Source organism: Paenibacillus sp. plas6 (assembly GCF_057221655.1).
Genome location: NZ_CM170151.1, coordinates 1,666,739 through 1,693,701, shown reverse-complemented (window position 1 = coordinate 1,693,701; position 26,963 = coordinate 1,666,739). Strand labels below are relative to the sequence as shown.

Here is a 26,963-nt window from a genome sequence, read left to right as displayed (position 1 = left end):
TCTATACCTAGTTGTTTTATCTACACATATATACAAGAGAAAAATTGCATGATCAGTTGAATGAGATGCAACATAAAAATGGGTACGGAGGAACGTCATATGAATAAAAAAACTGTACGCGATATTGAAGTGACAGGTAAACGAGTATTTGTACGTGTGGATTTTAATGTTCCGTTGGAAGATGGAAAAATTACTGATGACAAACGTATTCGTGAAACTTTGCCAACTATCAATTACTTAATTGAAAAAGGCGCAAAAGTTATTTTGGCAAGTCATTTAGGACGTCCTAAAGGTCAAGTAGTTGAAGAACTTCGTCATACTGCAAGTGCAGCTCGTCTATCTGAATTGATTGGTAAACCAGTTATTAAAGCTAATGAAGCTGTAGGCGAAACTGTAAAAGCACAAATCGCTGAAATGAAAAATGGCGATGTACTATTGCTTGAAAACGTACGCTTCTACCCAGGTGAAGAGAAAAATGATCCAGAGCTAGCAAAACAATTTGCAGAGCTTGCTGACATTTTTGTTAATGATGCATTCGGTGCTGCTCACCGTGCTCATGCTTCTACAGAAGGGATTGCTCATCACTTGCCAGCAGTTTCTGGTTTCCTAATGGAAAAAGAGTTAGAAACTCTTGGTAAAGTTCTTCACAACCCTGAGCGTCCATTCACTGCTATTATCGGTGGTTCTAAAGTTAAAGATAAAATTGCGGTTATTGAAAAAATGATTGAAATTGCTGACAATATTATTATTGGCGGCGGTCTTTCTTACACATTCTTTAAAGCTCAAGGCTATGAAATTGGTCAATCTTTGCTAGATAGCAGCAAACTTGATTTAACTCTTGAATTTATTGAGAAAGCTAAGAAAGCAGGCAAAAACCTATACCTTCCAGTTGACGTTGTTGTAACAAATGAGTTCAGCGCTAATGCAACTACAAAAGTTGTTTCTGTAGACGGCATTCCTGCTGATATGGAAGGTATCGATATTGGTCCTAAAACACGCGAAATTTACGCAGAGGTTATTAAAAATTCTAAACTTGTTGTTTGGAACGGACCAATGGGCGTATTCGAAATCGAGCCATTCTCACATGGTACTCGCGCAGTAGCTCAAGCTTGCGCTGAAACAGAAGCTTACACTGTAATCGGTGGCGGTGATTCTGCTGCAGCTGCTGAGAAATTCGGTTTAGCTGATCGTATGAACTTCATCTCTACTGGTGGCGGTGCTTCCCTTGAATTTATGGAAGGTAAAGCTCTACCAGGTGTAGTTGCGCTTAACGATAAATAGGAATTAACTATATCGAAATCTATAAGGATGTATGATCTCTTAGCGAGTATTGTACATCCTTGTGAACTGTTAATGAGCATTGCAATTGCTGAATGTCCAGTATATGCGTATGCATGACATGCTTATATGCTGCTCACTTAGCAGACAGAGATCCGAAAAGATTTGAGGAGGATTCAATAATATGAGCAGAAAACCTATTATTGCAGGTAACTGGAAAATGTTCAAAACCGTTTCTGAGGCAGTTTCTTTCCTTGAAGCGGTTAAAGGTAAAGCTGAAGTTGAAGGTGTTGAAAGTGTCATCTGTGCGCCATTCACTAATCTTCCAGCTTTAGTTGAAGCAGCAAAAGGCACTACAATTGGAATTGGTGCGCAAAATCTTCACTTTGAAGATAGCGGTGCTTTTACAGGTGAAATTAGCGGCGTTATGCTTAAAGACCTTGGCGTAAAATATGTGATTATCGGTCACTCTGAGCGCCGTCAATACTTTGCAGAAACTGACGAAACAGTTAATAAAAAAGTACATGCTGCATTTAAACATAGCCTAGTACCTATCGTATGTATCGGTGAAAACCTTGAAGAGCGTGAAGCTGGTACAACTAAAGAGGTATGTAAAGTGCAAACTGTTGCTGCTTTCCAAGGCGTATCTAAAGAGCAAGCTGCACAAACAGTAATTGCTTATGAGCCAATTTGGGCTATCGGTACTGGTAAGTCCTCTACTGCTGCTGATGCACAAGACGTCATTGGTTATGTACGTAGCGTAATTGCTGAGCTTTACGATGAGGCTACTGCAAATGCAGTTCGCATTCAATACGGCGGCAGCGTTAAGCCTAACAACGTTGCTGAATATCTTGGTCAACCAGACATCGATGGCGCACTTGTAGGCGGTGCTAGTCTAGAGCCAGAATCCTATATTGCTCTTGTTGAGGGGGCAAAGTAAGATGGCAAAACGTAAACCAGTTGCTTTAATTATTATGGATGGTTTTGGTCTTCGTGATGATGTAGTAGGTAATGCGGTAGCACAAGCGAAAAAACCAAATTATGACCGTTATTTGAAGCAATATCCTAATACAACACTTACTGCTTGCGGTGAAGCAGTTGGTCTTCCTGAAGGTCAAATGGGTAACTCTGAGGTTGGTCACTTAAACATTGGTGCTGGCCGTATCGTTTATCAAGACCTTACTCGCATTACAAAATCAATCCGCGACGGTGAGTTCTATGAGAACGAAACATTTGTAAAAGCGATTGAGCATGCGAAAGAAAAAGATAAAAAGCTTCATATCTATGGCTTGCTTTCTGATGGTGGTGTACACAGCCATATCGACCATATCGTAGCTTTATTAGAAACTGCGAAAAGACGCAATTTCGATAAAGTTTATGTGCATGGCTTTATGGATGGCCGTGACGTTGCGCCAACTAGCGGTGTGAAATATGTTGAATATTTACTGCAAAAAATCGAAGAAATCGGCGTAGGTCAAATCGCTACCCTTTCAGGTCGCTATTATGCAATGGACCGTGACAAACGTTGGGAACGTGTAGAAAAAGCATACCGTGCGCTTGTTTATGCAGAGGGTGAAAAAGCAACAGATCCAGTTCAAGCAGTAAAAGATTCTTATGAGAAAGAAGTATATGATGAATTTTTACTGCCTACTGTAATCGTTGATGCAAATGGTAATCCAACTGCGACAGTTGAAGACGAAGATTCTATTATCTTCTGTAACTTCCGTCCTGACCGTGCAATTCAATTGTCACAAGTATTTACAAACGAAGACTTCCGTGGCTTTGATCGCGGTGAGAAACGTCCTAAGGATGTATTCTTTGTTTGCTTAACTACATTTAGTGAAACAATCGGCGGATTAGTTGCTTATGCTCCTAAAAACCTAGATAACACATTAGGGGAAGTGCTTGCACAAAATAATCTTACTCAGCTTCGTACTGCTGAAACAGAAAAATATCCGCATGTTACGTTCTTCTTTAGCGGTGGTCGCGATGTAGAGCTTCCAGGTGAAACACGCGTACTAATTAATTCGCCGAAAGTAGCAACGTACGACTTGAAGCCTGAAATGAGCGCGTACGAGCTTGCAGAATCAACTGTACGCGAGATTGAAGCTGATAAGCATGATGTGATTATCATTAACTTTGCTAACCCAGATATGGTAGGGCACTCTGGTATGCTTGAGCCAACGATTAAAGCGGTTGAAGCTACTGACGAGTGTGTAGGTAAAGTTGTCGATGCTGTGCATGCTGCTGGCGGTGTATGTATTATTACAGCTGACCATGGTAATGCTGATATGGTATTTGACGAAAATGGCAATCCGCATACTGCTCATACAACAAATCCAGTACCTTTTATTGTTACAAAAGAAGGTATCGAACTACGTGAGGGCGGTATCTTAGCTGATATTGCACCAACATTGCTTTCACTATTAAATGTCGAGAAACCTAAAGAAATGACAGGTTCGACATTGATTAAGTCATAGTTTTCCATGTACAATACTAATATAAAAAATTTAAGGAGTGTTTAAGTAAATGTCTATCATCGTTGACGTATACGCACGCGAAGTTCTTGACTCTCGTGGTAATCCAACTGTAGAAGTTGAAGTTTCTCTTGAATCTGGTGGCAAAGGCCGCGCAATCGTTCCATCTGGTGCATCTACTGGTGCATACGAAGCTGTTGAGCTTCGCGATGGCGACAAATCTCGTTACCTAGGTAAAGGTGTTCTTAAAGCAGTTGAAAATGTAAATACAATTATTGCTCCAGAAATTATCGGTCTAGATGCACTTGATCAAGTTGCTATCGACCGTAAAATGATTGAACTAGACGGTACTCCTAACAAAGGTAAACTAGGTGCTAACGCAATCCTTGCTGTTTCTATGGCTGTAGCTCGCGCTGCTGCTGACGCTTTGGATGTACCTCTTTACACATATCTTGGCGGATTCAACGCAAAAGTTCTTCCAGTTCCAATGATGAACATCATCAATGGTGGTGAGCATGCGGATAACAACATCGACGTACAAGAGTTTATGATTCTTCCAGTTGGTGCTGAAAGCTTTAAAGAAGCGCTACGTATCGGTGCTGAGATTTTCCATAACCTAAAAGCTGTTCTTCATGATAAAGGACATAACACAGCTGTTGGTGACGAAGGCGGCTTCGCTCCTAACCTTGGTTCTAACGAAGAAGCAATTACTACAATTATCGAAGCTATCGAACGTGCTGGTTACAAACCAGGCGAAGAAGTATTTATCGGTATGGACGTTGCTTCTACTGAGTTCTACAAAGACGGTAAATATACGCTTGCTGGTGAAGGTAAATCCTTTACTTCTGCAGAATTCGTTGACCTTCTTGAATCTTGGGTTGATAAATATCCAATCCTTACAATCGAAGACGGTTGCTCTGAAGATGACTGGGAAGGTTGGAAATTGCTTACTGAGCGCCTAGGTAAAAAAGTTCAATTGGTTGGTGACGACCTATTCGTAACTAATACTGCTCGTCTATCTGACGGTATCGATAAAGGTGTAGCTAACTCTATCCTAGTTAAAGTTAACCAAATCGGTACATTGACTGAAACATTCGATGCAATCGAAATGGCTAAACGTGCTGGTTACACAGCAGTTATTTCTCACCGTTCTGGTGAATCTGAAGATAGCACAATTGCTGATATTGCTGCTGCAACAAATGCAGGTCAAATCAAAACTGGTGCTCCTTCTCGTACTGACCGCGTTGCGAAATACAACCAATTGCTTCGCATCGAAGATCAACTTGGTTCAACTGCGCAATATGCTGGTAAATCTGCATTCTACAACCTTAAAAAATTCAAATAAGACGCGCTTAATGGTTCCATTGAGCAGTTAAAAATCGCTCCCTTACACATTTGTGTAGGGGAGTTGTTTTTTATAGTTATACCTTCTTTGGTAGTTAACAAAAGACTAGGCGTTTGTATAATCAGCAACTAATATATAGGCACTAGGTTAAGAAGGCTTACTATATATGACAGGATTGTAAGCGGTATAGGCATCCTATTGTATCGCCTGCGGCGATATGATACAATAATACTATCTGTTTTTGTAGCGAGTGCTATGCTGGAGGTGGAAGTAATGGAAATTGCATTAAAAATATTGCTAATCGTATTTGCAATCGGATTGATTGGCGTTGTATTACTACAAAAAGGTAAAAGCGCAGGACTTTCTGGTGCAATTACTGGCGGTGCAGAGCATCTTTTCGGTAAACAAAAAGCACGTGGCTTAGACTTGTTTTTAGAGCGTTTAACGGTAGCTTTGGCAGCAGGCTTCTTTATTTTAGCTCTAGTCGTTTCATATTTTGTCGCGCAATAACGTTGAATGAGAAAAAGCGAGGTCTTCCTCGCTTTTTTGTTTTAATTGCGTTTAATATTACGCTTGCCATTCTTTTAGAATGACTTGTGCATACGCCTTTTTTCTTGCTGGTGGTAGATGCATGGAACGAGCAATAATATACATACTAGAGGATGGAATAAAAGCAAATCGTGTATACTTACAGTAACTAGAAGATTTAGCAAGAAATCATACTTGTGCTGAAGGAGATGACAGCAATGGTTACGGAAATTGAGCTGCTGGAATTCATGAAGGAAGTTGCCTATAAGCCAATGACCTATTCTGAACTTGAGCAGCATTTTCAAATTACAGATGCAGCAGATTTTAAAAGCTTTTTAAAGATGCTTGTATCGCTGGAAGAGCAAGGTAAGATCATTCGTACGCGCACAGAGCGATATGGTGTACCAGAGCGGATGAACCTTGTGCGAGGAACGGTACAAGCTCACCCAAAGGGGTTTGCTTTTCTTCTGCCAGATGATAATGAGCAGCCAGATGTCTATATCCATGCCAATGATTTGAAAAGCGCAATGAACGGTGATATCGTACTTGTGCGAATTACGAACAAAAGCGAAGCTGGCGGTCGGATGGAGGGTGAGGTCGTACGGATTGTTCAGCGCGCCATTACCCAAATTGTCGGAGTGCTAGAGGATCATGAAGCATTTGCCTTTGTTTTGCCAGACGATCAGCGGATTAATCGTGATATTTTTATTCCTAAAAATAAGACAATGGGTGCTGTAACAGGTCAAAAAGTTGTCGTTAAAATTATCACCTACCCTGAAGGACGTTCTGCTGCTGAGGGTGAAGTTATTGAAATTCTAGGTCATAAAAATGATCCTGGTGTTGATATTTTATCGATTATTCGCAAGCATCAGCTTCCTGAACAGTTTCCCGAAGAGGTGATGGCTGAAGCGCTTGCTGTTCCAGATTCAATTTCTGAGGAAGAAATTATTAGCCAAGGCAGACGTGATTTGCGTAATGAAGTCATTGTTACTATCGATGGAGCGGATGCAAAGGATTTGGACGATGCAGTGCAAGTCAAACGTCTAGAGAACGGAAACTACTTGCTTGGCGTTCATATCGCTGATGTTGGCTATTATGTTAAGGAACGTTCGGCACTTGACCAAGAAGCATTTCGTCGGGGAACGAGTGTATATTTAGTCGATCGCGTAATTCCTATGCTGCCGCATCGCTTATCTAATGGTATTTGCTCTTTGAATCCTAAAGTCGATCGGTTAACGTTAAGCTGTGAAATGGAATTTGAAGCAGGCACCTTTAAGCAGGTGCGTCATGAAATCTTTACGAGCGTTATTCGTACAACGGAACGCATGACCTATAGCGATGTCCGTCGAATTTTATTGGCGGATGAAGAAAATCCGGAAACTGAACTGAAAGAGCGCTACGCGCCTTTACTCGATATGTTTAAGTTAATGGAAGAATTAGCGATGGGCTTACGTAATAAGCGGATGAAGCGTGGAGCAATCGACTTTGATTTCCAAGAATCGAAAATTATTGTCGATGAACAAGGTAAGGCGATTGATATTGTAAAGCGTGAACGCAGTATTGCTGAGCAAATCATTGAGGAATTTATGCTTGCGGCAAACGAGACTGTCGCCGAGCATTTCTATTGGCTTAAGGTTCCATTTCTTTACCGTATTCACGAAAATCCAGATCAGGAGAAGTTGCAAACCTTTATGACGATGGTCGCTAATTTCGGCTATATCGTTAAAGGAAAAGGCAATAAAGTGCATCCACGCGCATTACAAACGTTGTTGGAGCAAATTCAAGGCACTAAGGAAGAGACCGTTATCTCTACGATGTTACTTCGTTCGATGAAACAAGCAAAGTATGATCCAGAGAGTTTAGGGCATTTTGGACTTGCTGCAGAGTTTTATACACATTTCACATCACCGATTCGTCGTTATCCAGACTTAGTTATTCATCGTATTATTCGTGAAGTGTTAGAAAATGGCGGTATGTTGCCAGCGAAGAGACATGATGCATTAGCGCTGCGTATGCCTGATATTGCACTGCACTCCTCTCAGCGTGAGCGACTTGCGGTTGAAGCTGAACGAGATACCGATAGGCTGAAAAAATGCGAGTATATGCTTGATAAAATCGGTGAAACTTACTCAGGCATTATTAGCAGTGTAACAAGCTTTGGTATCTTTGTTGAATTAGAAAACACAGTTGAAGGCTTAATCCGCTTAAGCGATCTGCATGATGATTATTATCATTTCCATCCAGATAATATGATTTTGATTGGTGAACGTACTTCAAAAATATATCGGATTGGGGATGAGGTAGAAATTGTCGTTAGTCGCGTAAATATGACCGACTATACGATTGATTTTGAGTTTGTTAAATCGGGTGATGCAGAGGCAGGTAATCGCTCAGGAGGTTATTTTACAGCCAGAAAGCAGCGTTCAGGCAGAGATTTTAGAGGTGGGCGTAGTGGTTCACGCGGCTTTTCATCTGAAGCAGGTCAAGGTGGACGCGGCAAAAAAAATAATTTTAAGCGAGGTAGTGCGACTAATCCTGAAAATCCTTGGGATGAAGATGCATTGGTGCTTGATTTTGAAGAGACAGATGGTGAATTTATTCGTAGTGCAGAGAATGATGATTATTTTTCAAATCCATTTGATGCAGGGCTAAAAAAACGCAAAAACAATAAGGCTTCGGCAAATGGACATTCATCTTCTGGAAATAAACGTAAAAAGAAAACTTCAGCAAGCGGCGTATTTAATGGAAGAAAAGACAATGATAAAGGACTTTCCTTGCATGCTGTAGTGAAAAAAAATAAAAAGACGAAGTCTAAAAAAGCTAAAGCAATGGCGGGATTTGTTCGTAAGAAAAAGTAAGGCATTTGTCCAAAACAGAAATAAATTATTTCTGCGTAAGATAACGCTGGTTAATCCCAATAAGGCGCTCTTAAACCTGATGTTTACTCTCTACTAGAAAAAACATCAGGTTTAAATCGCACCCAAAAGAAGTATTAGATACCGAAAAATGACCATTTTATCATACAGTTATAGTTTTATATGGAAAAATAGTCAAAACCGTGACAAATATCACTTGCTTTTTTAAAAGTCATATAGTAAACTCAAATTATCTGATACGATTTACCTGAATTCACATATTGAAAAGGGTATCATCAGCTTTATGAACCTTTTTCAATGTGTGAATTTTTTGTTTATAACGAAATAAGCGCATATTATTTTTTAATTTGTGAAGGAGGCTATTTCAAATGCAACAAGGTACAGTTAAATGGTTTAATGCAGAAAAAGGTTATGGTTTTATCGAGGTTGAAGGCGGTAACGATGTATTCGTACACTTCTCCGCAATCGTTGGCGAAGGCTTCAAAACTCTTGAAGAAGGTCAACAAGTTGAGTTCAACGTAGTTGAAGGCAACCGCGGACCTCAAGCTGAAAACGTAGTTAAGCTTTAATAGCTGCTTACGTTTAACGCATGCGAAGAACCGTTCATCGTAAGGTGAGCGGTTCTCGTCGTCTACATAGGATAATGTGGGTTGATTTGTAGGATAGAAATTGCTACAATAATATTCCATAGATTAAGCTAAAGAGGTGCAGGCATGGGAAAACAAAAAGATAATGATAAGCCATTGGCACAAAATAAAAAAGCCTCCCATGACTATTTCATCGAAGAAACCTACGAAGCAGGTATGGTGCTGACAGGAACAGAAATCAAATCACTTCGCAAAGGACGTGCCAATATTAGCGATTCGTTTGCAACGATTCGTAATGGAGAAATTTTTATCCATAATATGCACATCAGTCCGTTTGAGCAAGGGAATATTCATAATCCTGATCCTACTCGCGCACGCAAGTTGCTTATGCATAAAGCGCAAATTAATAAGCTTTATGGTCAAGCAAAGCAGGAAGGTTATGCGATTGTTCCGTTAAAAATTTATATTCGCAACGGCTATGCGAAGCTGTTAATCGGGCTTGGTAAAGGTAAAAAACAATACGATAAACGTGAAGCTGCTGCTAAACGTGATTCACAGCGCGATATTCAGCGTATTTTGCGTGAAAAACAAAAGGTTATTAGATAGAAAGCTTATGCAAGCTTTCCATACATTACAGCGTGTAAAGTTTTAGCTTACATGCTATACTATATACATAACAAAAACGTTGCAACTTATTTTTGTTAAGCAACGTATAGTTATGTAAAAGCTAAGTTTGTTAGTCGGTGGCTAACGACAAAGCATTTTTAATCCATGCTTACTTCGCGAAGAAGCAAGCGTACCCTTAGTGCAGTAGCTCTTAGTATGAGCGATGCCAATTAGGGGGCGTTTATGGATTCGACGGGGATTGAACGAGCATGGGTTGCGGGTAGTGGGGACGCGTCCGCTTCATCAACGCTAAAGCCAATTAAATGGCAAACAACAAACTTCTTACGCTCTAGCAGCTTAATAACCTGCAGGCGTGCTTCTACCTCGCATCGCCCATGTGCTAGGATAGAGGCTCAACTTTAGTGGGATACGCCGTTCGATCTCCGCCTGGGGTCGACGGAAGAAGATAATCAGGCTGGGCTTAACGAAAGCCGGTTACGGGGCGTTTGCTTTGCCGACAACAAAACTGTGACTACACCCGTAGAAGCCTATGTGGCGTAATCTTCGGACAGGGGTTCAAATCCCCTCGCCTCCACCATGAAAACCCAGTCCGCATGAGGGCTGGGTTTTGTTTTGTTTAAAATTGTCGCCCGTTTGTCGCCCAAAGGTGCCGAAAACTATAAATTGAGTGTGAAAACGAGGAAACTGGTGCAGATTTTCACCAGTTTCTTTTATACGGACAGGGGGACGAAGATGTTCGTATCCACCAAGAAAAAGTGACATATTAATTTTTTAGAGCTTTACTCATTGCACTGACTGTGCTCTTATGTGTTTTGTCAAAACGATGAGTATATATCGAGTTGGTAGTACCAACATCGGAATGACCTAGTGCTTCTGAGATTGCTTTAAGATCTACGCCAGCATCGTATAGAATACTCGCGAAGGTATGTCTAAGATCGTGTAATCTAATTTTTGGTAGCTGGTGCTTTTTAAGAAAAGCGCTAAATTTCTCAGTCACAGAATTCACTCTGTGAGGTTTTCCATTGCTTTGAGCGTATACATAATCACTGGAATCATAGTCAGGACCAAATATTTCTTTAAGCTCCTGCTGTCTTGCCTTTGTGTTTAATAGTACCTCATATAACTCATCCTCAATGTATAAGCTACGTCTGCTCTTAGCGGTTTTAGGAGCCTTTACCACAACCTGATCCCCAGCACTTGTTCTGACCTCTTCTATATGTAATATACGTTTCTCTAGGTCAACGTACTTCCAACGAAGCCCTACGATTTCTTCTCTACGTAAGCCAAGGTATGCTGAGATGAACACTGGAAGCTCTAGCTCTGTGCCTTTAACGAGAGACAGTAGAGTATTTAGCTGCGCCTTCGTATAGTAGCCTCCTACAAATTGCTTTTTCTTAGGCAAGGTTACTGCATCTGCTACATTACGATGTACAAGCTGCTGTTTAAGGGCGTAATCTAGTGCTTTTCGTAAATTAGCATGATGCTTGTGAACAGTGTTTGGCGACAACTTCTTTTCCTCTAGTAGATGCTTGTAATATTGTTGAATATGCATCGGCTGTAGCTTCTGGAGATCAAGCCTGCCTAAATAAGGCTTAATATGGTTGTTAATTATGTTTCGATAACCATAAGCAGTTGTAACCTCGCAATTATATTTAACATAGGTGTCCATCCAATGGTCCATAAATTCAGCTACGTTCATGCTACTAGATGTTACTAGCATGTTCCTTTGCAAATTGTATTCAAAATCATTGAGTATTTTTTTAGCTTCTTTTTCGGTGCTTACAGTGATAGAACGTCGATTTCGTTTACCATTCAAATCTTTTTCACCCTCAAGAGTGACTTTATACTTCTTTCCAACCTTTCTTATATTTCCTGGCATTGTAAATCCTCCTTGTAAAACTTGTAGCCACAAATAGTGTGGCTACAAGTTTTGTGTATTACGACAGCTCGATAACTTGTCCGAGGTTATCATTAATCCAATCGTGAAATTTCTTTGCGGGGATTATGATTTTTTTCCCAAGTATGATTTTTGGAAAATGCTCATTTTGAACTAGTTGGTAAACCCCGTTTCGACCAATAGGCAATATTTCCATAATGTCATTAACGGTATAATACTGTCGAGCTTGTTCCATATTGAAATCCTCCTCGTATAAGTAAAATGTAAAGTTGATGATTGAGTTCATACAATATTCATGTATACACAGTAATAATATGAAAATCAAAATTAAGACTTACCGTTTAAGATTGAGCAGCAAGACATTTTTGAACCCATCTAGGTAATTGACGCTCTTTTGCACTTCGTATCCTGTTTTTTCTCCACTCTTCCTCTCTGTTTATTTCTAAATTTTTATTATCATAGTTGCCATTCTTTTTCTTTTTGCTAACTACGGTGTCATTTTTTATTAGCTCCTCATTCATTTCATTGTCAGATTGAATCGAATTAACATTGTGAATAGCAGCGTCACATTCTTCTGATAAATTGGATTTAGGTTGCTTTTTAAGGCTTATAGCTTGGTTAAGCTTTCGGCTCCACTTTTTGGACTTCCTTTGAAAGTATAGTGAAATTTCTGGGTGATCATTATGATATACTTCACTAAGTAAGGCAGCTGCATCTGGGCTTTTATGTTCTAGGCACATTATGAGGTGTTTCATAGCTAACTTATTTTTATTTAGTGAAAAGTAAATTTCTGCTAGTTTAATAGCAGCTGGAACAAATTGATCTTTTGCTAAGGACTCTAACCACATTATTCCAGGTGAAAGAGGATCAATTTGGCCTTCAAGCGTCTTGTTTTCATCAATGTTGATTTCGGCTAATTTCATCATAGACCACGAATTTCCTTCATTAGCCTGTTGCTTAAGATCTGAATAGGCGGATGAGTCATTATGCAATATGTATTGTTCGTAACTTTCAAGTGCTAGGATCATTTGGTCATAATTGATTGTTTTGTTTGTCATTATAATCTATCCTTTCAGGGTTATATTTTGATGTTTCCGAGTAACTTAGGGCAACATAAACTGCATAAATATGCCTATTTTGAGTTATTGCCGTGTTACCGGGCAAGCATTGTTACTAAATTCAAACGGAGTTTCACCCCAATTCTCGTAAACAAGACGATCAATTCTGATGACTGGTATTCTAACTCCATTTATGGTTATGCGAACTGTTTTTGTTCCGTCCTGGCTTCTGTCAGAAACTAGAAGTTTCACATGCTTGAGGCTATTCCATAGTGCCTCCTCACTTACAGGAAATATTTTCCCTTGTTTTTTATAGTAAGAGCATATAAGGCTATAAACCGAGTCAGTTAAAAAATACAGGAATTTTCCATCTCTGAAGCCCAATACTCTTGATTTATAAGAAGAGTAGTTTACAATTTTTCGTTTCCCCTCGATTGTTACATCGGCTATTGGTAATACTCCCGAGGTAATCATTTCCTTAATCGCTCTAACAAAAAGTTCAACTTCGTCGTTAATCTCATTCATTTGCACCATCTTAGTAAGATTAAAGCTAATAATATCTTCAAAAGAACCAAATAGATCTTGATACTGTATGTGTGAAATTCCACCAATGCTAGAAGCATAATTCAAGTATAAATGCATCGAGGTTTGCAGCCATGCTGAGCTGGCAATTTGTCTACCATGTGCTGTTGTATGGGATTTAGAGTATTTGCGTTCATATTCCTTAAAGAACATACTAGCATTAAGGACGAATTTTTTTATATCCTTGGAAATGTATTGCAGGTAGTAATAAAAAGCCGCTGAGTACATTTCATGACATTTCTGTGCTTCTGTAAGTAGCGCCAAGTTGATGGTATCTGGTGAAACGTTAATAAAGTATCCACGAGCTATGGAAGAAGTACTTTTTACATAAAGATCTTCTGCTGTAATGGCTGCCATTCCACCAGCTTTCATCTCAACGCTCGTATTAGAACTATTCATCTTCTTTCTGCCTACAGAATCCCCTGTTGATCTGAAAATAGCTTCGAGTTTACTCATTGTTGCTTTTTGTTCCTGTGGATTCACTGATGGTGGGATATCGTCGATTAAGGTTACACAATCCCTGCGCTCCATTCTGACCGTTTCCATTGCGGGAGTAGTGGCTGTGAAATTCAGAGGCACAAAGTCCCAATTATCAAATGGATTGAAAAGCAACTTGGATACAGTTGTTTTTCGTGAACCAGACTTACCGTACACATACATTACAAAATCAGGAACATGGTGCAAAGTATCAAGCAACGATTTATACTGGCTAAGTAATGAGAAAGCTATGGATGGAAGTATCCAATCCGTAGGTCCAATTTTAAAGAACAAGTCAAACATTTTCTGAACAGCATATTTCTCTGAAATTTTAGGTCTCGATAATTGATAATGAGCTAGTGATGGATGAGGCATAATACGAGCATCATTCCTGCCAATCACCTCTGAACCTGTAATGTAGTGACCTGGGTGCTTTTTTGCCCAACCTATATAGTTGTATTCATGGAGAATAGGTGCAAAAGGAATCAATAAGTTAATACACTCTTCTAAATGCTTGTAACTATCGAGAATAATTGCTTCAAATCCTACGCAATTTCTAATCCAATCTTTATCATTACGTAGCTGTTTTGCTGTTAAGGAGAATGGACCAGACCACTTTTGGTTTACTAAACAGTAAACTTCTAACATATACTCTTCACGATCAAGGTGATAGATTGTTTTGTTGCCTGTTGGGATGACTAGACAATTACTTATTACTCTTAAGCTTTCACTTAGTACGCGACATAATTGGCCCTGCTCATTAACTCTAAATACGGTTTGATAGGATGATGACTGGAAATGACGATTTAATTGTCTTATAAGCTCATCTAGATTGACAGAATTTGTAGCGATCCTTTTAGGCAACGAAGCTAGGTAGTCATTTAACTTCTGCTTGGTAATCACTGTTGTTTCCTCCTTGTGTTATGTGGTATGTAATGAATATACATTGAAATAGAGGTAAACTTAGCCACCATGTGGCGCCATTTTTTTGGTGTAAAATAAAGACTTGACAAAAAAACTAGGACCCCTTAAGAGGTCCTAGTTTCATTGTTTTAAGCAAGATCGTGCATTTTCATGCGCTCGAACAACTGCATCTGTTTTTATAACTCGGTAGAATGCTAAATCAATATCTGCATTTGTTTTCGAATATGTGATTTTAGAGAGTTGATCTGTGAAAGCAAGGGAATTGAGAAATTCATGGTTAATATAGGCTTTATGAATGGTCCTATTCCTTAGTAGCTTTGTATAGACGTATTTTTTTTCACTATCAGTTAATGGAAGTTCAAATGAAAACTGAACCTTTAATATATTGTAAATAACAGGAGAAATAGCATTGAAGATAGGAATCTTGTCGATGGAAATCTCAGATAAATATTGTACATTTATGTTTTCTAGCAGGTCACTCGAATTTAATGACTTAAATTGGCGAAACCGCTTTTCCACAAGATAATAAGCATACATTTCTAGAATAGGAAAAGTGAAAGTTGCAAGGTTTATTATCCAGCGTGTTAAATGAAAGTGTTGTTGTTCTTCATAGAATGATTCCATATGAGATGAAACCCCTGTATTTAAGAAATCATCAATAAAATGCTGTTCACGAAAGCTATTTATTGTAGATCTTCTTAGTTCCTCTACTTTTATTGGGGAATGCTCAATAAGGTTTGCCACATATTTTATTAGACTTAATGGAGAAGTCTTTTTAGCATATTTTCGACTAAAGGAATATAAAGGTTCAATAAATGTGCTTCTAGTAATTACATTTGGAAGTAAACTAAAGAGTGACCAACTCTTTAACTGGGTAATAGTCAGGGCACCTTCTTTTTTAATTTGCTCGATGAGTTTTATCATTAAATCTACATGATATCTCGATTCAATTAAGTAGTGAGTAAGATGATCAGGTTTTACGTTTTCACTCTTTAATAAACTAGTGTATTTGTGGATTTGCTCATAATTAACTTTTACATTGCCGTATAATGGGTCATTACTTAGGTTATAAATCGTATTAAGATATAACTTTTCTTGAAAATTACAAAACTCATGTATTTTCCCTTTCTTTCTCAAAAGAGTGTAATGTTTTTTGCTATAAAAAGAATCAAGTTGATTAAGTTGCTTTTTATAATCCCCAACTGGGATTGCGTTTTCATCAAGTCTTTTGGTGAATGTTTCTTTATTTGCTTTGTTATAGCTTTTCTCGAAATCTAGTCGTATAGAAGTGGTAATCTCTAGATGTTGAATAATACTTTTTTTGAATAACTCAAAGGTCCCTGAAGATTCAAAGGCTTGAACCACCTCATACGGTATTAAATGAAAGCATTCATAAAAAACAAATTCCATTACGTCGGATATAGACATAGAGTCATTTTCGGCGATGTCCTCTAGAGGAGTAAGGCCAATTTCACGGAAAAAGAGAGAAAGTTCTTCGAGGGGATATTTTTTTATACCGTAGATGACTTATTCACTCCGTTCCAACTAGTGATTTTTTCGATCCACTCGTCTGATAAAATACCAAAGAATTCACCAGTCATTTGTAATTTAGTTAAGTAGGTTGATTCATTTGAATTTAGCTGCTGATCAAATAGGTGAAGTTGCATAAGATCAGCTTCAGCTTGATTATATCTATTAGTATAGATATAAAATAAGCATCGATTAATTAAGCTTCGTGGTCCAAAGACATCCTCTTGCTCTAAATTATTAAAAAATTCTTCAGGTTCTTCTATATCTTTTCTTTCTTCTGTACCTTCTGTATTTTCTGTTTTTTTGTATAAAGCTTTACTGAGATAGAATGGTGCTGTCAAATTTGCATCATATTCTATACTGCTGTAAAAGTCATCGTCTTTGAAAAATTCGAACAGTAAACTGTGATACTCTGTTAAGGAAATATCTTTGATATCTAAATTAATTAACATAATATATAGCAGCAATTTTTCTAAGTTTGGTTCTGATTTGACATTAATGTTTGTTTGGTTATATCTAGCATAGAGTAGTTTTGTGAGATATTTCGTCTGATTGGGTGATGTTAATTTTATTTTTTGTGCAATTAACGTATAATCATTCATTAATTTTAAAGTAAATGAAAAGCTAGGCTTATCCCAAGATTGAGAGTTATAATATTGCTCAAGATCGTTAAATATTTCATTAACAGAAGTACAACCATTGCTAAGATGCTCATAGAAATTTAGGAGTTGCTTATCTTGCAAGATTAATTGTTTTTTGCGATTGAATCTGTTTAATATTGTGTCCAAAAACATCCTCCTAATTAAGTGATTTATTCATTATATAATTTACTATTTCACTTCGATGAATTCTATAGTTATTCCCAACTCTAAACGAAGCTATTTTCCCTGACTTTACTAGAGTGTATGCAGCATTTAAACCAATTTTCAAATATTCTGCCAATTCAGAAACTGTAAAAATTTCATCATAGTCAGTATACATTGCTATCACTTCCTTATCAATTAGATTACATTAATGTTTGTTATTCTTTGTTTTTTTACATTATATTTTTTTATTTGCATATTAACAGAATTATAAAAAGTTGCTGTTGAAAACAAAATTGATGGTACTAAAGGTATTAATTATTAAGGAATAGAAAAGAAGTAATCAACATCAATAGATAACCAAAAACGGTATTGTAATATGGAAAAATGTAATTACAAAATGGGAGGAAAATGATGATCCATACATTGAATTTAGACATGGAGATAAGCTTTCATGAAGCGAATACTTTGTCAGATACGATTGCAGAGCTATGTAAGGATGCTAGAGCTGCATTTTACAGAGATAATGACGTTAAGGACAAGGCAGAGGTAATAAAGGTTTTTACTTTGTATAAAATGTATGGACTAACAATTAAAATATGTAAAAACGATAAAGCTAAGTATGCCCGAATTGACATAAGGCTCAATCCAATCAAGTTAATTAATAAGGATGCAATTATAGAGACAACGAAGGAGGCCGATTTAGTTAATATTGAGGAAGAATTTCGTAAACTTATGAAGCCAATATATTTTGGATCAATTAAAAAACTCATTCAGAAGGGGGTGATTTTAGGTGAAGATGACTTAGAAATGGTTAAAGGACGAAAAGGATGTATTGCGAATATTACTGACATGAACTCATATAGGGTTAGGCGTATCGATTATTGTATAGATGTAAGAACCGAATTATCAGACAAGTATATGGAATTAATACGAAGAGGGGATGTACCTGGTAAATTTATCATGAAAATGAATGATAATCGCACCACAGGGAAGAGTAAAAGATACAAAGATAGCATGTACTTGCAAACAAGAAGTAGAGACGTAACTATTAACTTCTACAACAAGGAGAAGGAAATGAGTGGAAACACATATTATGATGAGCATGAAAAGCTAGAAGCTAAAAATATTTTAAGGTTTGAAGTTCAATGCATAGGGACGAAGTTGAATAATATGAAGGCTAAGTATGGATTTGATTCAAAGGCATTTAAAGAGTTTTCCTTTAACCAACTAGCTTTAGAAACCATAAATAGTTACTATATTGAAGTGGTCGGGAAAAATGATTATGTAACACTTAGACGTGCAAAAGAAATTATTGAATCTAGCAAAACACTAAATAATAATGCTAAAAAAAAATATGATTGAGGTACTTGAGATAATAAATGAAAAACGCTCAATTTACATCGCACGAAACGAGTATATTTCTAAAAGTAAAAGTAGTGAATCGGCAAGAAAGAGGTTTAATATGAGTCTTAATCAAATAAAGGCTTTACATATAAATCCTGTGACGTTGCCGGTAAAATGGGGAATAGAGAGATTACCTAACTTATATGATGAGTTAATCCGTGCAGGAGCTCTTCCTAATCAAGCTATTGTTGTCTTTGGATTAACAGAAGGGCTCTGGAGCTAGTACACTGCCAGAGCCTAAAAAATATTATTTACTCTCCTCGTACACCACCTGCAAAAACTCATCGATCTCACTAGGAAGCAACTCACTGTTGTTAATTTTAATTCGTTCTACAATAAACTGTTCGTTAGATAACCAGAAGGTAATGGTAGCCGTAGCTGGCTCTCCATCAAAAGTAATTTTTCCTTGAAAATCCACATATTTTTCGATCCCCTGTTCGTAGGACTTCCACTTAGGATCGCCAAAGAAGTTATTAAAAGCTTCTCCAACAGTGATCTTATTGCTATATTGAGACAGGTAGGATGTGCTTATGTTACTTGATGAGAAACCAGCACTAGCATTTTTAACGGCTTGATCACCACCATTTAGTGCTAAAACAATGATAAATACGATCGTTACGGTTATTGTGACAAATGCAGGTTGTTTCCTCTTCAGCTTATACTTCTTAAATTCCTCGTACGGATCAATAGGTGCTAGTGGGTTGAAGAATTTTTTTAAGTAATTCAGAATAATATTTGCTTCTAATATGCATTTTACTGCTTTTTGATCCCCACCACGTTCACCACGACCTACAAAGAGCTGATTATCCTTAATTGTGATCGGATGAGCGCTATATTTTCCTTCTATAATAACTTGCTGGTGTTGATTGATACGTATATTCTTCAATTCTGGGTAGGTAAAGTTTCGATAAATTAGCTCGTTATGTAATGATACCGTATCAAATACATGATCAACCTCTAGCACTAGCTTTTCATCAGTAAATTTCTTGCGAATTATCCATGGACGAATTCCTCTAATATAAACAACATAACCCAGAAACACAAATACAATTAATCCTAGCATATTATTTCCTCCGAAAGCACTACTACGTATTTATGTACATGATGTAGGTTCTGATGATAGATTGCAGTCATTTTTGAATAAATTGAATGGCTTGTTTACAATTTTCATTAATTGCTTCTACGACAATCTTTTTTATTTCTTCACGTGTTAAAAGTGTAAGGTAATTTTGTTGACTTGGAAATTGTTCAATTGATTGGATTTTTCCAGTAATAAGGATTTCAATCGTAATATCTAGACCACGAGCTATTTTTTCTAACGTAGGCAGTGTTGGGTTTTTAATGCCTCTTTCTAATTGACCTAGATAAGATGTATTCATATGAGCGTTAAGCGCAAGTTGTTCTTGACTTAGGCCTTTTTGTAATCGTAACAATCGAATACGCTCACCAATATGCTCACTTGTGGTCATTCTTATCACCCCCAAAATAAGAATAAAGTTTTTATAGGTCGTTCTCAACGTGATAAGGATGCAATTTTTGTATCTAAAGGCATGTTTTATGTGTGTTCCTCTATGTTCCATGGACGGATCGTTATCAGACTAACGTCCAAAGTAATAATATATAAATTTAGTAACCGAACTTACGTGTATAGAGATAAAAAGCAGTTAGGTCTGAACTACAACCCCATTGTTCGACCTAACTGCTTTTTAGAGATTATGAGAAAATTAATATCCTGAACTGCTTATTGTTACTTCACTAGCTTCTATCCACGTTGAGCTTCCGTAACGTATTCCTGCCACCATAGCCCAGAACTCTTCATCACCTGCAGGAATAAATGGCGATTTTGAATTCCAGTAAACCAGTAGTTTGCTACCATTAATATCGAGAACTTGACCATCAAAGAAGCCTACACTTACAATATCTCCGATATGAACAAGATTAAAATTGGCATCGTAAGGTTTATTTCCTCTTAGTTTTGCTTCTTCAGCCGCTTTTTGTGCTGCTTTACGTTCAGCTTCTTCTTTAGCTTTTTGTTCAGCAGCACGTTGATCTGCTAGTTTTTTCTGATACACAGGATCATTTTCATTAGAAAACCAGAAGATATATTCAAATGAGTCCCACATAAGCTCCTCTTTGAACCAAGCACGATAAAGAATAATGACAGAAGCGTCTTTATCCCAATGGACTTCTAAGCCAAGATTTTCAGACACGAAACGTAAAGGTAACATCGTTCTACCGTTGATAGTTTGAGCAGGAACAGGCAATTTAACTACACTTCCATTTACGCTAGCTGTTGTTGATCCGATTTGTAAGTCGATTGTATTACCATTGAGTGTTAATGAAACTTTTTTCTCACTAGCTTTCCAACTGCTAGTTCCTCCTAGCTCTTTAATTATGGTAGAGACTGGTACAAGAGTTGTTCCATTTTGAATTATAGGATACGTATTACCTGATGAATCAATTCCCATTTCCATATAAGCTTCATAGTTCCCCAAAATCATTTGTGTATTATTTATTTTTAAGTAAGCTGCATGAAAAATGTTCTCGTTATTCATCAGTTTATGTTTAGAGCCAGCATTATTAATGACCAATGTACTATATTGTTCTTTCCAAATTAAATCTAATCCAATTTGCTCTCTGATATAACTTAAGGGTACACTAACTGTTTGATTTGAATTTAGGATAGCTGGCTGTGTTAGATTTACCGTTCTGTATATTTCTGTACGTTCCTTATCATAAACAGGAAAACTTTTAGAGCCAACAGCTGCACCATAAATAGAATTATCATAGTGAACATAAACCTCTGTCTTGCCATTGTTTTCTGTAATTTCAGTCTTATAACCAAGTAAGTCAAATAGCTCTGCAAGAGGAAACATAAGTGTATTATTTGATTTTTCTGGGGCAGGAATACTACCAATAATTTTATTTTCTGATTTTACATGAATTGATGATGAGCTTGCTTGTAATGTTGCTGGGAAGGGAATAAAGGAAGCGATTAATACAAGTGACAATATTAATGTAATTAACTTTTTCATTCATTAACATCCTTTCTGCGATTTTTTTAGAATACTGGTTATTGGGAGGGGAATATACTTTTATTTCTAATTCCATGATAAAAGAATAGGTAATTGGAAGGTTGTACACAATAGGCTATGGATTGTAAATAAATACCTAAAGATATATATTGATATACATGTATCGATTAACCTTACCTATTAGGCTGTTGATACTGCTTTCTGTTTAATAGCTCGTTGCTCAAGTAGCTGTAACATTTGCTCTTCAGTAAGCAATTCTTGCTTCTTTCTATTTACCCACTCTGTGTAACCGTCTAAATTTCCCGCTAGTGATTTCCATATTGATTTCATTTTGATCTGTGTAGTTGAAGGACGTTGTTGAAGTTTAGTCGTAAGGCTCGTCTTACTCTTAGAAGAGGTTTCTGAATTTTGCTTACTGTAATAAGGTGAAGAGAGGTTCTGTTGCTCATAATAAGGAAGATAATGATCAGGTACCATAATACATTGTTTCTGCTTATTCCAAGTAATTAATCCCTTATATAAGTCACTTGCCACACCTAGACGACTTGCACATTTTTTCATGCCATCGGTAATAGCTGATTTGGTGGCATCTCCTTCATTCATACCCGTTTTTATCTGTTCACTACCTACATCTATAAAGGTAATCCATTCATTAAGTTCAGAATTAAAAAAGCTAAATTCAACATAAATCTTCACACGCGAACTTTTACCATTTCCGTCATGAATTATTTTTTCGGTTTCATAAAGTCCACGATACTTCCAATACCCTACGCCGAGTACTTCGTTAAGACGTTCAGTAATTGATTGTCCTGATACATAGCAACGATCATTGAAGCTGTCATATTGGTATTCACCATAAGGGAAAGGGAGGTTCAATTTTTGAAATAAACTTTCAGATGCTGTTTTTGTCACTAAAATTCTCCTCCTTATCTAATGCTAAATTGCCGAAATTCAGTTTGCCTTACACATTGAAAATAAATATCTGGATAACATTCTTTAAGCTGTTTGCTATCAATAGTATTACGCGAACGATTGACCCATTTTATTTCGTATTTACCGATAGATCCAATGGAATGGTCTTTGAGTTGATCCTTAAAATAATTTTCAATTTGATTAATTTCTTCTTGTAATTCCTTAATAACCTGTTTTAGGTGAAAATAAGGTTGAATTAGTTCTTCACCATGAAGGACAATGGGAGGGCTATGATCAGCATAAGGATACATTTTGGTAAGAAGTTGTGAGGTTGCATCTGAGCCATCTATTGGTGGAGCGATATCTGCTTGAACATGGTTAATCCAAAAATCTTTAGATATTCGAACAAGCTCTTGAATCATCTCCTCATCTCTTAAAACCTCATATTCACGATATTTATTACCGCCAATTAACGTAGCAAAGTAGCCCCAATGCAAACCTGTTACATAAAAGTACCATTGAAGCTGTACATAGTAGTAGTCTGGGATATTACCATCATCCCAATCTTGTTTAAGATATTCACTTGCTGTCTTTATTTCTAGAATTCCTCTTCCGCGAAATGGACAAATGATCATACGATCTAAATTACCAGTTGCCCATTGTTGTTCAGGATGACAATAAATAACTTTCTTTTCAGTGATTGCCCATTCTGGATGCACTGATGTAAATTTATCTGCAATCAGTGGTTCAAGTCTATTGCCCCATTCTGCTGCTTCACTAATCTCTGTAATAGGTGCTTTCCCTTTCTTTTCAAGGTAAACGTGATAAGGTGATTTCCATTTTGATAATCCACAGATTGCAGCTACGTCTGATCCACCAATACCATTTCTACGATGTTCTAACCATTCATCATACGTTAATTCGTCAGTATGAACAGCTTCAATTGCATGAAAATTGTTTACTTGCATGTAATCATCTCCTTATTATTTTGAAAATAAAACACGAATGATTAGTATATAGATTATTTGATTAAGTATCTAATTAATGGAAAATAAAGTATACGTAGTTAAGGATACTGATTTTGATTTACATGTGCCCTCTTTCCTTAAGGCTTACATAAGAACTAGCTGCAATAATTACATGATCTAAAACCTCAATTCCAATCGTATTTCCCGCTTTAACTAGACGTCTTGTTATAGAAATATCATCTTGGCTAGGTTCAGGATTTCCACTTGGATGATTGTGGACACAAATAATAGCTGCAGCTGAACGCTTAATAGCAGAACGGAAGACTTCACGAGGGTGGACAAGGCTAGAGTTAAGAGTACCTATAGAAACGGTTTCCCAACCAAGTACTTTGTTTTTGATGTTGAGAAAAATACTGATAAAGTGTTCTTTATTGAGATCAGCAAGAACAGGAAACATAAGTTGTTGAATATCATAAGGTGTCTTTATGTATGTGACATTTTCAGTACATAATGAGATCATTCGACTGATGCGAAGCGCTGCAACGATTTGTTTTGCTTTTACTTTGCCAATTCCCTTTAGCTGGATTAGCTCATTTTCATCAGCTTCTAATAAATCTTTAGGTGTAGGGAACATGGATAAGAGCTGCTCTACAATATAACTTTCTGTATGTTCACAAACTAAATGACTAACCAATTGCTTGTAATTTGGTATTGCAAGATCGAACATAATATCTAGCCTCCAGAATGTAAGTAACAAATAAAAACTCCGAACAATCATTCATGTTCGGAGTAAGGGGAAATGAACAGTGATTTTAAACATTAGAAAGTACCATTTCATAAGCTTTGTCTATTATTGGATTACCTTCAATTGTTCGATTAAAAAGATTTTCTTTAAAAGTTGCTGTTGCCCTTAATGGTGGTGCATGCGTAGCAAAATCACTGACCGCACATATAAAGCGAAATCCTGTTCGATTCACATGAGCAAGATCAGGAGCATCAAAATATCTAATTTTTAAATCTTCACGAATATGCATGATATTCTTTTGCTGTAGCTTAGTTGCATTTTCAGGTAATGGGAAAAGAAGCTCAATATATTCTAAGACCTTTTGATCTGTCAGCTTGATTCGACTTAATGTTTCCAACTCTGCCCCAAGCTTGTCCATATAATGCTCTGCCAAAAGTAATGTTTTCTTTGCTTCACTTAATTTACTTTTCACATCTCCCGTATGCATAGTAGTCCATATTCGTTTTGCGTTTGAAAGCGCAAGATTTAATGTGTTTTGACAGACAACACGAATTGGTGTCATAGCAACTTTAATGCTACCACTACCATCATGGCTGTTAGAAAATACTAAATAGGGCGTAATATAATCTCCTAACATGACATATTGTTCTGGAAGCTTTGCTAAAAGCCATACTTTCTTGCCGTTTTGTATACTTCCTGCTGTTTCATATCGTACTCCTTCGCCAAGTAATTCATCTGTAAATTTGAAAGCATCGTGATTTTGAACGATGGAGTAACGATCGGTTACTACACCGAGCACTCTTTGGTCAGTTTCGCGAATATTAGCTTTATAGTTAGGAATGAGCAGATTATCCTCGGTTTTTATTGGCTTTTGAATCACTGTCCAATCTAGTTGTGCAGTTACTAAAGCTTCCTTTGAAGTGAGTGCATCCTCAACACGATTTCCAAGTCCATGCCAAGGTGCAGTTCTTGTGTAAAACATAGTTTCGACATTATGCGACATTATCATCATCTCCCTTATAGTATTCAGGGATATAATATAGATTTGTATTGGTGTGAGATACGAATTTGATTAGTTAATGGACAAGGTTAATTATGCTTTAGTAAAAATTTCTAAGTTCCATTAAAGAATGGAATTATCAGAGTAAACAAGATAAAATAAAATAAGAACATGTATTTGGTTAATTAGTAAAGTGCTAGATTATTATACGTATATCATATATGTTTTGAATGGAGTGCTGGATTACGTGAACTTCAAAGAAATGGAATCATCGACTAAACTACGTGGGGGGTATTATACTCCAGAACCCGTAGCAGAATTTTTGACAAAATGGGTTTTGAAAAAAAAACCATTAACTGTCCTTGAACCTAGTTGTGGAGATGGTTCTTTTATAAGGGCTTTATCTGCCCAAGCAAATAATAATCAATTGATAACTGGCGTTGAGCTTTTAGAAGAGGAGGCAATAAAAGCTAGACATTGTCTCCATGGTAATATAGATAGTTACTCTTCAATAATTACAGCAGACTTTTTGGAGTGGTCAAGTATTGAATTGGATGCTAATAGAAGTTATGACGCAATAGTAGGAAATCCACCGTATATCCGTTATCAATATCTTGTTCAGAATGATCAGTTACTTGCAGAAAAGATATTTAAACGATATAACCTTAAATTTACAAAACATACAAATGCTTGGGTGCCATTTGTAATCGCGAGTATAGGATTATTAGCTCCGGGTGGCCGTCTGGCCATGGTGATCCCATCTGAAATATTACATGTGCTTCATGCAGATTCTTTAAGAAGGTTCCTAATTCAAAGTGCACAAAGAATTCTTATCATCGATCCAACAGAGTTATTGTTTAAAGAGGCATTACAAGGCACTGTTTTATTGATGATAGAAAAAAAAGAAAAATTACAAAGCACTAGTGATGGTGTAGCAGTTATAGAAGCAGAGAATAATAATTTTTTAAGAGAAGATCCTGAATCTTTTTTTTGTAATGCGACATATATAACAGGAGAAGCACTGAGTGGTAAATGGATGAAAGTATTGTTAAGACCTGAGGAGTTAGAAGTTTATAATAAAGCAATAAAATTACCACGGGTGTACAAATTTAATGATATTGCAACTGTAGATGTTGGAATTGTTACTGGTGCAAATAAATTTTTTCTTGTTAACGATTCAATAGTCAATGAATATCGGTTAGAAAATCACGTTAAACCTATGTTTGGTAGAAGTGAACATTGTCCTGGAATTATTTATGATAAAAATGTTCATTTAAAAAATAAAGAAAAAAATTTACCAACCAATTTTATAGATTTAGGAAGTACTCCATTTGATTTACTTACTAAAGATGCTCAAAATTATGTACAACTAGGCGAGGATCAGAATTTTCATAAACGTTATAAATGTCGAATACGTAAACCATGGTATTCTGTACCATCTGTATACTCGACCCCAATAGGAATGTTAAAAAGAGCACATAATTTTCCACGCTTAATTTTGAACACTTTAGAAGCTTTTACAACAGATACCGCATATAGAATTAAAAGCATTAATAAAACAGTCACCAATGAGCAACTTGTTTACTGTTTTATTAATAGTTTGACTGCACTAGCTGCTGAACTAGAAGGGAGATATTATGGTGGCGGAGTGCTCGAGCTAGTTCCATCAGAAATTGAAAAAGTTTTTATTCCAATACCTGAGAATATTCATGTTGATTTAAAAGTTCTCGATAAAAAAATAACATCAGGGATGATAAACTCAAATGATATATTGTCTTCACAGGATAGAGTTATTTTAAGAGCAGTTGGACTTAATGAACAAGAGTGTAATATTCTTCATCAAGCTTGGCGAAGAATGAGAAATAGACGACAACGTATTGTGAATCTAGATGAAAAGGAGGATTAAT

25 protein-coding genes and 1 other RNA gene are annotated in these 26,963 nt (G+C 36.8%); 12 read left to right on the top strand and 14 right to left on the bottom strand.

Annotation, left to right across the window (positions count from 1 at the left end; all coding sequences use genetic code 11):
- Nucleotides 1-99 precede the first annotated feature (99 nt).
- The 9 genes from AC2TDL_RS07495 to ssrA all read left to right on the top strand — a co-directional run bounded on the left by AC2TDL_RS07495 (nt 100) and on the right by ssrA (nt 10,295).
- Complete coding sequence (locus tag AC2TDL_RS07495) at nt 100-1,281, top strand: phosphoglycerate kinase (protein WP_484699849.1); 1,182 nt, start codon at nt 100-102, stop codon at nt 1,279-1,281.
- A 181-nt stretch (nt 1,282-1,462) separates the two neighbouring features.
- Complete coding sequence (gene tpiA, locus AC2TDL_RS07490) at nt 1,463-2,218, top strand: triose-phosphate isomerase (protein WP_484699847.1); 756 nt, start codon at nt 1,463-1,465, stop codon at nt 2,216-2,218.
- A 1-nt stretch (nt 2,219) separates the two neighbouring features.
- Complete coding sequence (gene gpmI / locus AC2TDL_RS07485; RefSeq protein WP_484699845.1) at nt 2,220-3,758, top strand: 2,3-bisphosphoglycerate-independent phosphoglycerate mutase; 1,539 nt, start codon at nt 2,220-2,222, stop codon at nt 3,756-3,758.
- Nucleotides 3,759-3,807: 49 nt separating this feature from the next.
- The gene (gene eno / locus AC2TDL_RS07480) at nt 3,808-5,100 is read left to right on the top strand and encodes a phosphopyruvate hydratase (protein WP_484699843.1); all 1,293 of its coding nucleotides are present in this window, start codon (nt 3,808-3,810) and stop codon (nt 5,098-5,100) included.
- Between the two features lie 273 nt (nt 5,101-5,373).
- Nucleotides 5,374-5,610 carry a preprotein translocase subunit SecG gene (secG, locus tag AC2TDL_RS07475; protein WP_484699839.1) on the top strand — a complete coding sequence of 79 codons (237 nt, stop codon included), beginning with the start codon at nt 5,374-5,376 and terminating at the stop codon, nt 5,608-5,610.
- Between the two features lie 236 nt (nt 5,611-5,846).
- On the top strand, nt 5,847-8,486 hold the full coding sequence (gene rnr / locus AC2TDL_RS07470) for a ribonuclease R (RefSeq protein ID WP_484699837.1): 2,640 nt from the start codon (nt 5,847-5,849) through the stop codon (nt 8,484-8,486).
- Nucleotides 8,487-8,872: 386 nt separating this feature from the next.
- Nucleotides 8,873-9,073: a cold-shock protein gene (locus tag AC2TDL_RS07465; protein ID WP_262680311.1), complete on the top strand. Its 201-nt coding sequence runs from the start codon at nt 8,873-8,875 to the stop codon at nt 9,071-9,073.
- A 144-nt stretch (nt 9,074-9,217) separates the two neighbouring features.
- Nucleotides 9,218-9,697 carry an SsrA-binding protein SmpB gene (smpB, locus tag AC2TDL_RS07460; protein ID WP_484699834.1) on the top strand — a complete coding sequence of 160 codons (480 nt, stop codon included), beginning with the start codon at nt 9,218-9,220 and terminating at the stop codon, nt 9,695-9,697.
- A gap of 233 nt (nt 9,698-9,930) precedes the next feature.
- Nucleotides 9,931-10,295: a transfer-messenger RNA gene (gene ssrA, locus AC2TDL_RS07455) on the top strand.
- A gap of 186 nt (nt 10,296-10,481) precedes the next feature.
- Here the strand turns inward: ssrA and AC2TDL_RS07450 are convergent.
- The 7 genes from AC2TDL_RS07450 to AC2TDL_RS07420 form a co-directional block, all read right to left on the bottom strand.
- Nucleotides 10,482-11,597, bottom strand: a complete 1,116-nt coding sequence (locus AC2TDL_RS07450; RefSeq protein ID WP_484699832.1) for a site-specific integrase — start codon at nt 11,595-11,597, stop codon at nt 10,482-10,484.
- 58 nt (nt 11,598-11,655) lie between these two features.
- Nucleotides 11,656-11,850, bottom strand: coding sequence for a helix-turn-helix domain-containing protein (locus AC2TDL_RS07445; RefSeq protein ID WP_484699830.1), 195 nt, complete (start codon nt 11,848-11,850; stop codon nt 11,656-11,658).
- A 106-nt stretch (nt 11,851-11,956) separates the two neighbouring features.
- Nucleotides 11,957-12,673 (bottom strand): hypothetical protein, encoded by a 717-nt coding sequence (locus AC2TDL_RS07440; protein ID WP_484699828.1) that lies wholly within the window; start codon nt 12,671-12,673, stop codon nt 11,957-11,959.
- An 84-nt stretch (nt 12,674-12,757) separates the two neighbouring features.
- Nucleotides 12,758-14,635, bottom strand: coding sequence for a hypothetical protein (locus AC2TDL_RS07435; protein ID WP_484699826.1), 1,878 nt, complete (start codon nt 14,633-14,635; stop codon nt 12,758-12,760).
- A 141-nt stretch (nt 14,636-14,776) separates the two neighbouring features.
- Nucleotides 14,777-16,066: a hypothetical protein gene (locus AC2TDL_RS07430; RefSeq protein ID WP_484699824.1), complete on the bottom strand. Its 1,290-nt coding sequence runs from the start codon at nt 16,064-16,066 to the stop codon at nt 14,777-14,779.
- 101 nt (nt 16,067-16,167) lie between these two features.
- Complete coding sequence (locus AC2TDL_RS07425; RefSeq protein ID WP_484699822.1) at nt 16,168-16,974, bottom strand: hypothetical protein; 807 nt, start codon at nt 16,972-16,974, stop codon at nt 16,168-16,170.
- A gap of 10 nt (nt 16,975-16,984) precedes the next feature.
- Nucleotides 16,985-17,167 (bottom strand): helix-turn-helix domain-containing protein, encoded by a 183-nt coding sequence (locus AC2TDL_RS07420; protein ID WP_484699820.1) that lies wholly within the window; start codon nt 17,165-17,167, stop codon nt 16,985-16,987.
- 233 nt (nt 17,168-17,400) lie between these two features.
- On the opposite strand from AC2TDL_RS07420, the gene AC2TDL_RS07415 reads away from it, so the two are divergent.
- A complete protein-coding gene (locus tag AC2TDL_RS07415) occupies nt 17,401-18,354 on the top strand; it encodes a phage/plasmid replication domain-containing protein (RefSeq protein WP_484699818.1) in 954 nt (317 codons plus the stop codon).
- Complete coding sequence (locus AC2TDL_RS07410; RefSeq protein ID WP_484699816.1) at nt 18,332-18,619, top strand: hypothetical protein; 288 nt, start codon at nt 18,332-18,334, stop codon at nt 18,617-18,619. The genes AC2TDL_RS07415 and AC2TDL_RS07410 overlap by 23 nt, the downstream gene beginning before the upstream one ends.
- Before the next feature lie 24 nt (nt 18,620-18,643).
- Here the strand turns inward: AC2TDL_RS07410 and AC2TDL_RS07405 are convergent, their stop codons facing one another.
- The 7 genes from AC2TDL_RS07405 to AC2TDL_RS07375 form a co-directional block, all read right to left on the bottom strand.
- Entirely contained in the window at nt 18,644-19,459 is an 816-nt protein-coding gene (locus AC2TDL_RS07405) for a hypothetical protein (RefSeq protein WP_484699814.1), read from the bottom strand.
- A gap of 67 nt (nt 19,460-19,526) precedes the next feature.
- Nucleotides 19,527-19,865, bottom strand: a complete 339-nt coding sequence (locus tag AC2TDL_RS07400; protein ID WP_484699812.1) for a helix-turn-helix domain-containing protein — start codon at nt 19,863-19,865, stop codon at nt 19,527-19,529.
- Nucleotides 19,866-20,120: 255 nt separating this feature from the next.
- A complete protein-coding gene (locus tag AC2TDL_RS07395; RefSeq protein WP_484699810.1) occupies nt 20,121-21,431 on the bottom strand; it encodes a stalk domain-containing protein in 1,311 nt (436 codons plus the stop codon).
- A gap of 180 nt (nt 21,432-21,611) precedes the next feature.
- Nucleotides 21,612-22,343: a Rad52/Rad22 family DNA repair protein gene (locus AC2TDL_RS07390; RefSeq protein WP_484699808.1), complete on the bottom strand. Its 732-nt coding sequence runs from the start codon at nt 22,341-22,343 to the stop codon at nt 21,612-21,614.
- Nucleotides 22,344-22,357: 14 nt separating this feature from the next.
- Nucleotides 22,358-23,311: a YqaJ viral recombinase family nuclease gene (locus AC2TDL_RS07385; protein WP_484699806.1), complete on the bottom strand. Its 954-nt coding sequence runs from the start codon at nt 23,309-23,311 to the stop codon at nt 22,358-22,360.
- Between the two features lie 118 nt (nt 23,312-23,429).
- Complete coding sequence (radC, locus tag AC2TDL_RS07380; protein ID WP_484699804.1) at nt 23,430-24,038, bottom strand: RadC family protein; 609 nt, start codon at nt 24,036-24,038, stop codon at nt 23,430-23,432.
- 85 nt (nt 24,039-24,123) lie between these two features.
- Complete coding sequence (locus tag AC2TDL_RS07375) at nt 24,124-25,059, bottom strand: DUF932 domain-containing protein (protein ID WP_484699802.1); 936 nt, start codon at nt 25,057-25,059, stop codon at nt 24,124-24,126.
- A 244-nt stretch (nt 25,060-25,303) separates the two neighbouring features.
- Here AC2TDL_RS07375 and AC2TDL_RS07370 point away from each other — a divergent pair, with 244 nt between their 5' ends.
- Nucleotides 25,304-26,962, top strand: coding sequence for an N-6 DNA methylase (locus tag AC2TDL_RS07370; RefSeq protein WP_484699800.1), 1,659 nt, complete (start codon nt 25,304-25,306; stop codon nt 26,960-26,962).
- Nucleotide 26,963: the final 1 nt, after the last annotated feature.